Here is a 12,304-nt window from a genome sequence, read left to right as displayed (position 1 = left end):
ACCTTCCGAAGTCGTTTACAAACACGACCAAAGACATAAAATAGATATCATCCCTTCCCCATTGTCAACAAGCCTTGAAGAAGCGCATATCCAGCTGGATCAGGAATCTGTTGTCTTAGTGCTTGGAGGCGGACAGGGAATCACTTCTGAGTTGGTGAAGCATATGTCCGGAGCGTATCCTTGCACCTATATTCTGGTAGGAAGATCGGCAGATCCTAGAGATGTCATAGCAGACCTTAAAGAAGTGGAAGCCATGAAAACCAAGGAAGAAATAAGAAGCTATCTTATTAAAACCGGAACATTCACTTCTCCTTCCGAAATAGAAAAAGAGACTGTAAGAATTTTCAAAAACAATCAGATACTGCGTACCATCCGTGATATGGAACAGCTGGGAAGTACAGTGGTCTATCAATCCTTAGATCTTTGTGACGAAGAGGGATTATCAGATTTGATCAAAAATATTTATGATAAATACGCCCGTTTAGACGGAGTTATTCACGGAGCAGGTCTTTTGGAAGACAAACTGTTCAGACAGAAAACCTCCAGTTCATTTGAGCGCGTATTCGATACCAAAGTAAAACCGCTTCGTGTATTGGCAGAACAGCTTCGTGCCGACTGTCAGTTCGTAGTGCTCTTCTCAAGCATTGCTTCGGTATATGGAAATAAAGGTCAGACAGATTACGCTGCGGCCAACTCCGTACTGGATGATTATGCGAAAGCTTTAAACAAAAAATTAAAAGGAAAAGTAATCTCCATCAACTGGGGCCCATGGAAAGGAGCCGGAATGGTTTCATCGACTCTGGAAACAGAATATGAACGTCGCGGTATTTCTTTAATTCCATTGAACCAGGGGAAAGAAATTTTCCTTAATGAGATCAAATACGGAACTGAAAGTCAGGTATTGATCATGTCTGGAAACAACTGGTAAACCTCTGTATACGATAACTATGAAAAAAACAGATGTTGCTGTTATTGGCTTATCCTGTGTCTTTCCCGGGGCACAGGATGCCCATACTTTTTGGCAGAATATTGTCAACAAGGTAGATTCTACCCAATCGGCTCCGGCTGATCGGATTGATCCTGTACACTTTAGTGATGCTACCAGTCCTGTCGACAGATTTTACTGTCAGCGCGGTGGATTTATTTCAGATTATGAATTTGATCCGACAGCTTTTGGAATTCTTCCGTTAGCAGTAGAAGGCACCGAGCCGGATCATTTATTAACCCTTGATTTGGTGCAGAAAGCCCTCGAAGATGCCGGCGTATTTCAAAAAGGAATATCTCTTGAGAAAACGGGTATCATTATCGGTAAAGGAAACTATACCGGTCCCGGAGCGACGCGTGCCATTGAAATCGTGCGTACCGGAGAGCAGATTTCTTCGCTGTTGCAGGAATTGCTGCCTCAGGTATCTTCAGCAGATATTGAAAAGGTGAAGCATGCTTTCCAGGAGCGGAAAGGCCGTTTCGCGGCAGATACCGCCATGGGATTAATTCCCAATCTGGTTGCCTCTTTAGTGGCGAACAGGTTCAATCTGGGAGGCGCTGCATTCACAGTAGATGCGGCCTGTGCCAGTGCTTTAATTGCAGTAGATCACGCTGTTCAGGAACTCAACCGTGGCCGTTGTGATATGGTCATCGCGGGCGGTGTGCATACCGGACAGAATGCTGCTTTCTGGAGTATTTTTGCCCAGTTGGGAGCTCTGTCTCATCAACAGCAGATCAAGCCGTTCAGTATGGACGCAGACGGATTATTAATTGGTGAGGGCTGTGGTTTCGTTGTGTTAAAACGATTGGAAGATGCAGTCCGCGATCAGGATAAAATCTACGCTGTGATCAAAGGTGTTGGAGTAAGCAGCGATGGGAATGGAACCAGCGTGATGAGCCCGTCCGTTAAAGGTCAGCTTAAAGCTTTACAACAGGCCTGGATCAATGCAGATCTGGATGAAAAACAAATCGGTTATCTTGAAGCCCATGGGACGGGAACACCGCTTGGAGACAAAACAGAACTTCAGACCCTGGCTCAGTTTTTTACAAAAGAAGAAACAACGCAGGCTGCAGGAATCGGATCTGTTAAATCCAATATCGGACATGCCATGCCGGCTGCCGGAATCGCAGGTTTAATCAAGACCTGTCTGGCGCTTCATCATGATACGTTACCGCCTACATTATATTGTGAAAATCCAATTGCAGATATGGAGCAGACCCGTTTTGCTCCGGTACAGGACCCGAAAAGCTGGTCAAAAACAGGCTTGCCGAAAGTAGCGGCAGTCAATGCCTTCGGATTTGGAGGGATCAATGCACACGTTGTTTTGGAAGGCTATGATATGCCGAAAAAAGACCGCGTTTTAGTATTGGCAAGACCTACCCATGAAGAATTACTTTCAGCTTTAAAAAACAACGACAACACAGTAGGAGAAGGGGATTACAGGATTGCTTTATTCGACCCGACTCCTGAAAGAATAGAAAAAGCGACTAAAATTGTTGCTAAAGATAATCCATGGCGCAATAAACAGGATATCTGGTACACCAACACACCTTTACTGAAAGATGGAGGTAAAATTGCCTTTGTATTTCCGGGGCTGGATGGCCTTGCGAAAGGAGAGGTGGAGAGTGTGAGCCGTTATTTTGGATTAACCGAACCTATCGAAACAGAAGGGGAAGGTTTATTAAGCGATGCGTTAGGGATTTTCAACAAATGTAGTATTCTCGACAATGCATTGAAAAAGCTGGGAATTGTTCCGGATATGAATGCCGGACACAGCCTGGGAGAATGGCTGGCAGGATATTCCTCAGAGCTGGCAGAAGTGAATTCTGTGAAAGCTTTGATTGATGTTCTGAATCCGGAAACCTTTGAATTAAAAGATTCCAGATTCATTGCAATCGGAGCAGGGATTGATGCGGTGAAGCCTTTTATCGATATCATTCCCAATCTTTATATTTCCAATGACAACTGTCCCAATCAGGTGATCCTTTGTGGCAGTAATGCTGCTCTGGATGAGCTGGTTCCATTATTAAAATCAAAACAGATTTTTCATCAGATTCTGCCGTTTCAGTCCGGTTTTCACTCACCTTTTATTGCTGATAAACTGGATGTGATCTTGGCTGGAATGGAAAAAGCACAGTTTCAACAGACGAAAATCCCGTTGTGGTCTGCAACGACTTTAGAACCGTATCCTGCCGATCAGGATGCGATCAGAAAACTAAGTGCCGAGCATTTGGTTCAGCCGGTCCGTTTCCGTGAACTGACGGATAAATTGTATGAAGAAGAAGCGAGATTCTTTATCCAGATGGGTACCGGAGGATTAATTGGATTTATCGATGATACCTTAAAAGGAAAAGCATTCAGTACGATTGCTTCCAGTGTTGCTACAAGATCTGCACTGGCTCAGCTGCAGCGTGTGGTAGCCGCATTATTTGTGGAAGGTAAAACCGTAGCATTGGACTTTTTAGAAGTACAAAGCCAATCTAAAAAATCATCAGGAAAGGGAATCAAGTTACAGCTGGGATCGCCGATTATCCGTGATTTTAAAGAAATTCAAAATCTGGCTCAGTCTTTTGAGATGCCAAAACAAAATACGGTTTCAGCGACGGTCGCTAAGACAGGTCATCCTTTGGTTCAGGCTTTCCAGGTAAATATCACAGATATGATCCGGATGCAGGAAGAGGTATTGACATTGTTTCAAAACCGTCCGGAAATTACAATCCCAAGACCTGTGGTTTCTAAAGTACCTGCCAGCAAAAATTTCTCGAAACTTCTGTATGTTACTTTAGATACGCATCCTTACCTCATCGATCACAGTTTACTGAGACAGCCGAAAGGATGGACCAATGTCTCTGATATGGAGCCGGTGATCCCGATGACCATGATTTTTGAGCAGTTGGCAGAAATAGCACAGGCCGAAATATCGGGAACCCGCGTTCATAAAATCATGAATGTAAGTGTGTTTCAATGGATGAATGTGGCCAAACCTTTTGAAAAAACAGTCAAAGGAGAATGGCGTTCGAATAACCATGCTTACCTTGATATAGAGAACTTTGCCAATGCAGAAGTCTTACTGGCTTCATCTGCACCTGTTGTTCCTGCCTTTAACCTGGCAATCGGGGACCTTCTGCCTATTGAAAGAACACCTGAAGAGATCTATGATAAACATATGTTCCATGGAGAACTCTACCAGGGAATTACAGAGATTTCTGCAGTAGGAACGAAAGGAATTGTAGGGAAAATTAAAGGAAACGGAGGAAAAGGTTCTTTGCTTGATAATGCAGGACAGTTATTCGGATTGTGGCTGCAGCTTACCCTGACCAAAGACCGTATTGCTTTCCCCGTGAAAATCAGAGATATCGAATTCTTCGGAGATATGGAGGATCAGGACGGCATTTTTGAATGTATCTGCATCCTCACAGAACTCAATGAAGAATTTGCCATCGCCGATATCATCCTTAAAAGAGACGGAAAAGTATGGTGCGCGATTACAGGCTGGCAAAACCGCCGACTGGAAATCGATGAACCGCTTTGGAATGTTTCCATGTCGCCTTTGCATAATCGTCTTTCGGAGGAAATAGCTCCTGAAGTATTTTTCTTTCATCAGGCGTATACCAGAGTGGCTTCGTGGGATTTTATCCTCAAAAGATATTTCAACCAGACGGAAAAACAGTATCATCAGCAATTGTTTCCCAACAAGCGGAAAGAATGGATGGTGAGCCGCGTAGCGGTGAAAGATGCTGTTCGGAATCTTCTTCGTGAACATAAAAATCACCCTTGTTTTCCGATCACTTTTGAAATCGGGAAGGATGAGGTCGGAAAACCTTATCTGATAGGCGATGTCACAGAAGATATCCATATTTCTTTAGCCCATAAAGAAAAGGATGCGGTAGGTATTGCACGCCAGGGCAGCCCTGTGGGAATCGATATGGAGATCATGGAAGAACGCAGCTCTGGATTTTACGACCTGGTATTTACCGATCACGAATTAACCTTATTAAAAGACAGAGATCAGGCGGAATGGACCACCAGATTCTGGGTAGCCAAAGAAGCGTACGGAAAGTTTCTGGGAACCGGACTGAAAGGAAACCCAAAAGCCTTTGAAATCACCCATATTGAGGGGGATCATTTATGGATCAACCAAACTGAAATAAAAACTATTAAACATAAAAAATATATTATCGGATGGACACTATAAACAACACATTAAAATTGAATCACGAAGAATTGTTCACACTTTTAAAAGGTTTTATTACGGAAGTGATAGGCGCTGAATTTGTAGAGGAAATGGACATCACTCCGGAAAGTTCATTCACAAAAGACCTGGAAATGGACAGCATAGAAATCGTTTCTTTTTCCGAGAAGATCAAAGCGCATTTCGGGGATCAGATTGACTTCACGGGATGGCTGTCTTCTATGGACTTAGACGAACTGATCAACCTTGACCTCCGTATGATCATCAATTATATCTACGAATGCCAATAATCAATATAAACCATAAACAGGTTCATATTCAGGAACTCAACAAAGGGGCTGAACAGACGGTGGTGCTTATCCATGGGATGTTCAGCAACCTCTCCATTTATTATTTTAATATTGCCCCGATTCTGGCGAAGCATTTCCACGTGGTGATGTATGATCTGAAAAGTCACGGCATGAGTGAGCGTTTTACAGACGGCTACGATCTGGAAAGTATGTCATCTGATTTACTGGCTCTGATGGATGTTTTAAATCTTAAGAAAGTACATCTGGCCGGATACAGTTTCGGAGGATTGATTGCTTTGAAAACAGCATTGAAAGCACCGGAACGTGTCAGTCAGCTGGTCGTTATAGAAGCCCCGGATCCTCAGGATGAAAAGGCCCGTAACATCATCGATGAATACAGTAAAGAATTCCTTGAGCATTACGTGGCCAATTTTACGGACACCACCAAAGTGCAGATGGGCAAGAGGCAGATGGAGAAAAACCACCGGATGTATGAATTCCTGTTTGAAAAGACCAGCATCAAAGCAGATATGATCAGGGAAAAACATTTTCTGGGAGAAGCGAATTTCTCAGAACTGGATACACCCACACTTTTGCTTTACGGATCTGAATCGAACTGTAAACCTACAGGGGAATGGCTGAAAACGCAAATCATTTCATCTGAACTTGAACTGATTCCCGGTGATCACAATGTCCCGATACAGGAACCTGTTCAGATTGCAGAATCGATGGTTTATTTTTTATCTCAATCATTATCTAACACATTAACACAAAATCATGGCTAAATTTGTATTTGTTGTTCCACCATTGACAGGCCATGTCAATCCAACCTTAAGCATCGGTGCAGAATTACTGCAAAGAGGACATGAAGTGGCCTGGATCAGTCTTGACAAAAATTTAAGTACAAAACTTCCTGTCGGGGGAGAACTGTTGCTCATTCAGTATGATCAGACCGACGAGGAAAAAAGAGAAAGTGAAAGCTATCTCGATATTATTTCTAAAAAAGTAGTCTACGGTATCGACAGTATTAAGTTTCTTTACGATGACGTACTGATTCCCTTAAACAGACATTGCTACAATGGAATTGTTACCCTGTTGAAACAGTATCAACCCGATCTGGTGATTGGAGATCATCAGTTATTTGCTGCCGCTATTGCTGCCAAAAAACTGAATCTTCCTTACAGCACATCCGTTACCGCTCCGGCTGCCATTAAAATGATGGACGAGCTGCCTAAAGTACACGAATGGGAAGTCAATAAAATCATTGAACTGCAGAAAGAACTTGGGGTAACGGAAAACCGTTCATTGGCTTCTTCCGATCTGTTGACGCTTGTTTTAACTTCAAAATATTTCTTTGGTGAAATGGATCTTCCGGAGAATTATCAGTTCACGGGACCTGTTCTTATGGAACGCCGTATCTCCTGTGAATTTGATTGGGACAGATTCAATAGGACAATCAACAAAAAGATCTTAGTCAGTATCGGAACGACTTTCGATCATGATCATAAAAAAGCGTTCTTCCAAAAAGTGGTGGATGCCTTTAAAGATGAAGATCTGACCGTTGTATTAGTCTCTGATCCACAGCTTTTTGACAGCTGGCCGGAGAACTTTATGGTGTATAATCAGGTTCCTCAATTGGATCTGCTGCCTTATCTGGATGGAGTCGTTTGTCACGGCGGTCACAATACCGTTTCTGAAGCCCTTTCCAATGGTCTTCCGTTGGTTGTGATCCCGATTGCGTATGATCAGTCTCATGTAGCAGGACGCGTCGTGCGTACCGGAGCAGGAGAACGTCTTAATTTTAACAGATTTAAATCCCATCACTTAAACAAAGCCGTGAAAAATATATTAAATCATTCAGAATATAAAGAAGCTGCTGAAAAGGTTCGTGAATCTTTCACCGAAGCCGGAGGTACAGCCACCGCAGCCAATTTGCTTGAAAAAGCATTAATCCCTGCTGATGAAACCATAAAGCCGGGGTCTAAATTTTTATTTGTGATCCCACCGTTTTTTGGCCATATCAGCCCGACCTTAAGTGTGGGAGCCAGTCTGATCGCCCGTGGACACGAAGTGAAATGGTTTGGAATTACTCCATTGGATTGCAAACATATTCCGGAAGGAGGAAGTTATTTTTATCCTGAAGAAGATTTGAGTCCGTTTCAGGAAGATATTCTGCGTATTTTAAAGCGGCAGGATGACGGGCCGGCGTGTTCAGGCCCTGAAGTGATGAAACTTGCCCTGGAAGAAACCTATGTTCCGTTTGCTAAAATGATGATGCCCGGATTGGAGCGTCTGATGGAAAGCTGGAAACCGGATGTTCTGGTGAATGATTGCATCACTTTCGGAGGAGCTCTTTTTGCCCACAAACACCATATTCCGTGTGTAACGACTACGCCTGTACCCCCTGATGTAATGGGCGATACGGCGAATAATGCCCCAAAAATATTCGAATGGCAGCAAAACCTGATCAAGGATCTTCAAAAAGAAGTGGGGATCAATGATGAGGGTATTTTTATCCATTCCAATAAGCTGAATCTGGTCTTCACATCACAGACTTTTGCAGATTTTGAAACAGTACCATCCCATATGAGATTTGTAGGTCCGGTGAAAGGACGTCCGAATCCTGCTCCTTTCGACTGGGAAAAACTGGAAGCCTCTACAACACCGAAAATATTTGTATCACTAGGAACCCTTTTGGTAGATATTCGGAAAGCCTTTTTTGAAAAGGTGATTGCTGCATTTGCAGACCAGCCTGTAACGGTTATTGCAGCCACTCCGCCGGACATATTTGATGAATGGCCTTCTAATTTCATCGTGAATGGTTTTGTACCGCAATCTGCATTAATGCCTCATATGGATGCGGTGATCTGTCACGGAGGTTTTAATACCGTTAATGATACCTTCACCAATGGATTACCGATGTTGATTACGCCTATTGCCTACGATCATTTTCACATTGCCAAATTAATTGAAAAAGCAGGCTGTGGAATCAGCATCCGATACAAACGATTGCGTGTTGAGGCTCTTCGTGAAACTGTTTTTGAATTGCTGGAAAACCCTGCCTACAGAAACGCAGCGAAAGAGGTTCAGACGAACTTACTGAATGCCGGCGGCAATGACCGTGCGGTAGAGCTTCTGGAAGATTTTGTACAGCAACATCGTTCAACATTAGTTAAGGTATAGCCTATGCGACGAAAATTGTTATTTGGTGAGCGTATGCTGCTGGGTGACGGAACAGAGCCCTTCAATGCGGTGATTCCGTTCCGGTTGCGCGGAACCTTTAAAGAGGAAAATATTCAACATGCCCTGAATCAGATTCAGGGCAAACATCCATGGTTGAGAGCACTCATCAGTCATGATGAAAACAATATCCCGTGGTTTGAAGTTCCGGAAAGACGTCTGCCCATCCCGATACGGATCGTGGCCCGAAAAGGAGAGGACGACTGGAAAGAGGAATCCGCAAGAGAGTGGAAAACCTTGTTCAATTACGGAGAATTGCCATTGATCCGGTTTGTATGGATCAAAGGGGAAGAGGTTTCAGATATGCTTTTTTCTTTTCATCACTGTTTGTGTGATGGCGGTTCTGCAATGGCTTTTCTGTATGAATTTTTACAGCTGCTGGATCGTCCTTCTGCAGAAATCGGGGTGGAAAATCCCATACTCGGAATTCATGATGTGGTTCCTGCTGAGATTTTAACGAACCGCAAACAAAAACTGAAAGCGAAAGTGATCGGAAGATTGGCAGCAACAGCCATCAAATGTATTCCTGTCAACAAAAAAGCCATTGACCGGCAAAACGATTATCTAATCCACTGGAAATTTAACAAAGAAATGAGCCAGGAACTGATTGCTTACTGCAAATCACAGGAGGTTACGGTGAATACGTTCCTGAGCGCGGCAGTCCTTCAGGCATTTAAAAAAGTGAGAGGGGCAGCGGCTTTCAATAAGGTGTCGTGTCCGGTAGATATCAGACGTTTTGCAAAGCAGATCAAAGAGGATCATATTTTTGCTTTCGGGCTGATGATCGTGGTTTCAGCGAATCAAAAAATAAGTTTTTCGGAAAATTTAAGACTGATGCAGGAATCTGTAGAACGAAAAACCTCCAAACTAAATCCTTACATTACCATGATGGTGATGGAGTCTGCTCATGATGCCGTGAAAAATTTCACCAAGCTCCTTAAACATGGGAAATCTTCCAATGATTGTATGTTTTCCAACTTAGGCCGTATCCAGATTCCCCATCAATACAAGGATTTTACACTGGAGACCATTTTCAGTCCTTCTGTGATTGGTCCTTTGGGAAATACCACAACGATGGTAACGTCAACATTCAGGGGAGAAATGGATTTTTCATTTGTAGGAAGCGAAGGATATTTACCGTATGCTGAAGCCTTAGCCATTCGTGATGAGGTGATTAAGACGGTAAAATTACAATTAGACCCTATAGCAATATTATGATCAGGCGAAATTTAATGATGGTGGAACGAATCATGTATGTGGATCCCGAAACCCCTGTCAATTGTGTATTTACGGCAAAAATCAAAGGGAATATCCCTGAGGAAAATTTTAAGGCTGCTTTAGAAAAAATCCAGCAAAAACATCCGTTGCTAAGAACGAGGATTGATAACAGCAGTGAAAAGTATCCGTTTTTTATAGAAGAAAAAGAAATGGAACCTATTCCACTTCGCATTGTTGAGCGGAAAACAGATGAAGACTGGCTGCAGGAATCCGAAAGTGAATGGTTCCGGCTGTTTAAAGATGATAAAAAACCACTGGCTCAATTGGTCTGGATTAAAGGAAATGATGTGTCCGAAATTCTTTGGGTACTGCCTCACTGTATCTGCGACGGAACTTCCCTTGTCACCATGATGACGGAGCTTCTTACTTTGCTGGATGATCCTGCTGTGGAGCTGCAGCCTTATGAGGTATTCAGTTCTGTAGATGATTTTCTGCCTTTGGATTTCAATATGAAAAAAAAGAAGCGCAAAGCCCGTTTTTACCTGGTGATGGCCCGACTCTTTTTTCTTATGCAGCGAAAAAGTAAGATAAGAAACCTCGGAAAAAATTACGTGGTCCATTGGAAGTTGAATTCAGATACAACTGCGCAAATCACTGAAAAGTCCAAAGCTCATGGTGTTTCTGTACATGCTTTGTTCTGTTCCTCATTTATGCAGGCTTTTCAGGAGATTCAGGGAAAGCAGGCAAAAGGTAAGGTGATCAGTCCTGTAGATGTCCGTCATTTTATTCCGGAGATCAGGCAGGATCATGTATTTGCTTTTGCGCCGACCGTTGAATTGTCATTAAAAAAAGGAAGTACAGATCTACTGGATAATGCCAGACAGATCAAAAAAGATCTTGTTGGAAAAATAGAAAAAATGGAGGCGAGAGAGCTTCTGTGGATGGGTGAGCAGATGCATCCCGTTGCCGAACGTATGATTTCCATGATGAAATCCAGTAAAGGTGGGCATGATGTAACGCTTTCCAATATGGGAAGGATCAATATCCCAAGCGATTATAAAAATTTTAAAGTGGAAACCGTCATCAGTCCGACTGTTGCTTTTCCATGGCTGAATTCGAATACTTTGGTCGCCACAACGTATAATCAGCAAATGGATTTTACGTTTATGTCTAATGAGCATTTTCTGCCTAAAGAAGAAGCTGTTAAAATTAAAGATAAAGCCATTGAACTCCTGACCTCGTCGCTATGAAATTTAAATTGAAACCGCCACCCCCTAAAAAACTCAAGAAAACCACGCTGAAACGCTTTTTAATCAAGCGTACGATTTATTATGTTCTTCCGAATGTATTCTTCAATTTTATTATCGCTTATGCCAGCTTTCAGGAATTGGGATACACCCACTTCTTTTCCGGAACCCAAAATCTGGCCCGGTTGACCCTGCCCATGGCCATATTCTTACCGGTAGTTCTTACCATCGATATCATCAACAGAGTAATCATAGCTTCCGAGCAGGGCGCGATTGAGTTTACCGTAGATGATCAGCTCAATAAGAAGAAACTAATGGCTAAGCTTAGCATTATACACGGACTCACTACTGGATTATTGGTCCTGTCTGTATTGCTTTTTGCACAGTATGGATTTTCAGAATATTATAAGCTGGACGCTACGGCGATGGCGGTGCTTGTTGGAATACTTGCAGGAATCCTGTCTGTCATTTTTGTGTATGTGCCTGTCTGGAGATTAAGAAAATGGATGTATAAGCCTGAAATGGCTAACTACTAACTTTAATTTTAATATCAAAAAACTATTAACCATGGAAATTAACAAGATTAAAGATCACATTGCAGAAAAATTCAGCAATGATTATAACATCTGGAATGATGTGTTAAACAATACACAGCCGGAAAATTATGCCTGCAAAAATTGGCAGGTAGAGATCAGTCAGGAGGATATTTTTGTTGATACGCCTTCAAAAACATTTTCAGTTAACGAAGGTTTTTTTGCGTGCAACTTAACATGGCCATCAGGCAATACAGGCGATGATATAACTTACAATAAATCTTTTTCAGCAAAAGGGACATTTCAGTTAGATACCATAAACCGTATAGAAATAGGAGATATAGACATTGCTATTGAAATTGATATTTTTTAGTTATTGTGCATTGATTATGACCAAAGGATGTGTAGAATAATTCTTAGGAGATTTGATGATGTTATGATCTTCAGAGCTTTTTTTGTTAATAAATAGGGAATGAAAAAATAGGTAAATGATAAAAAAATCAGGTTGAAATCTATATTTAACTTATTCTTTTTTAATCTTAAAAGCCTGTTAATGCTATAATTTCAGAATGTTATGATGTTTTTTTTATCAATACTAT

At 42.2% G+C, this 12,304-nt stretch carries 9 protein-coding genes; all 9 read left to right on the top strand.

Features of this window, described 5'->3' with window-relative positions; translation table 11 throughout:
* The first annotated feature begins 61 nt into the window (after positions 1 to 61).
* From QF044_RS11475 to QF044_RS11435, 9 genes are read left to right on the top strand one after another with little or no spacing between them, the layout of a single operon-like run.
* Positions 62 to 928 carry an SDR family NAD(P)-dependent oxidoreductase gene (locus tag QF044_RS11475; protein WP_307267199.1) on the top strand — a complete coding sequence of 289 codons (867 nt, stop codon included), beginning with the start codon at positions 62 to 64 and terminating at the stop codon, positions 926 to 928.
* Between the two features lie 19 nt (positions 929 to 947).
* Complete coding sequence (locus tag QF044_RS11470) at positions 948 to 5,180, top strand: beta-ketoacyl synthase N-terminal-like domain-containing protein (RefSeq protein WP_307267197.1); 4,233 nt, start codon at positions 948 to 950, stop codon at positions 5,178 to 5,180.
* A complete protein-coding gene (locus tag QF044_RS11465) occupies positions 5,168 to 5,467 on the top strand; it encodes an acyl carrier protein (protein ID WP_048506403.1) in 300 nt (99 codons plus the stop codon). The genes QF044_RS11470 and QF044_RS11465 overlap by 13 nt, the downstream gene beginning before the upstream one ends.
* Entirely contained in the window at positions 5,458 to 6,252 is a 795-nt protein-coding gene (locus QF044_RS11460) for an alpha/beta fold hydrolase (RefSeq protein WP_307267191.1), read from the top strand. The genes QF044_RS11465 and QF044_RS11460 overlap by 10 nt, the downstream gene beginning before the upstream one ends.
* The gene (locus tag QF044_RS11455) at positions 6,245 to 8,650 is read left to right on the top strand and encodes a glycosyltransferase (protein WP_307267189.1); all 2,406 of its coding nucleotides are present in this window, start codon (positions 6,245 to 6,247) and stop codon (positions 8,648 to 8,650) included. The genes QF044_RS11460 and QF044_RS11455 overlap by 8 nt, the downstream gene beginning before the upstream one ends.
* A 3-nt stretch (positions 8,651 to 8,653) precedes the next feature.
* Positions 8,654 to 9,925, top strand: a complete 1,272-nt coding sequence (locus QF044_RS11450) for a condensation domain-containing protein (protein ID WP_307267186.1) — start codon at positions 8,654 to 8,656, stop codon at positions 9,923 to 9,925.
* The gene (locus tag QF044_RS11445; protein ID WP_307267184.1) at positions 9,922 to 11,175 is read left to right on the top strand and encodes a condensation domain-containing protein; all 1,254 of its coding nucleotides are present in this window, start codon (positions 9,922 to 9,924) and stop codon (positions 11,173 to 11,175) included. The genes QF044_RS11450 and QF044_RS11445 overlap by 4 nt, the downstream gene beginning before the upstream one ends.
* Positions 11,172 to 11,708, top strand: coding sequence for a hypothetical protein (locus QF044_RS11440; protein WP_307267182.1), 537 nt, complete (start codon positions 11,172 to 11,174; stop codon positions 11,706 to 11,708). The genes QF044_RS11445 and QF044_RS11440 overlap by 4 nt, the downstream gene beginning before the upstream one ends.
* A 31-nt stretch (positions 11,709 to 11,739) precedes the next feature.
* Complete coding sequence (locus QF044_RS11435; RefSeq protein WP_307267180.1) at positions 11,740 to 12,078, top strand: hypothetical protein; 339 nt, start codon at positions 11,740 to 11,742, stop codon at positions 12,076 to 12,078.
* The last annotated feature ends 226 nt before the right edge of the window (positions 12,079 to 12,304 follow it).

The sequence above is a fragment of the Chryseobacterium sp. W4I1 genome (genome assembly GCF_030816115.1).
Classification (GTDB): domain Bacteria; phylum Bacteroidota; class Bacteroidia; order Flavobacteriales; family Weeksellaceae; genus Chryseobacterium.
Note: the sequence above shows the minus strand (reverse complement) of the source record. Positions and strands in the feature narration are given on the sequence as shown.

Coding starts and splice junctions, on each gene's coding strand:
- QF044_RS11470 (WP_307267197.1), top strand. CDS start 948: ATGAAAAAAACAGATGTTGCTGTTATTGGCTTATCCTGTGTCTTTCCC.
- QF044_RS11465 (WP_048506403.1), top strand. CDS start 5,168: ATGGACACTATAAACAACACATTAAAATTGAATCACGAAGAATTGTTC.
- QF044_RS11460 (WP_307267191.1), top strand. CDS start 5,458: ATGCCAATAATCAATATAAACCATAAACAGGTTCATATTCAGGAACTC.
- QF044_RS11455 (WP_307267189.1), top strand. CDS start 6,245: ATGGCTAAATTTGTATTTGTTGTTCCACCATTGACAGGCCATGTCAAT.
- QF044_RS11450 (WP_307267186.1), top strand. CDS start 8,654: ATGCGACGAAAATTGTTATTTGGTGAGCGTATGCTGCTGGGTGACGGA.
- QF044_RS11445 (WP_307267184.1), top strand. CDS start 9,922: ATGATCAGGCGAAATTTAATGATGGTGGAACGAATCATGTATGTGGAT.
- QF044_RS11440 (WP_307267182.1), top strand. CDS start 11,172: ATGAAATTTAAATTGAAACCGCCACCCCCTAAAAAACTCAAGAAAACC.
- QF044_RS11435 (WP_307267180.1), top strand. CDS start 11,740: ATGGAAATTAACAAGATTAAAGATCACATTGCAGAAAAATTCAGCAAT.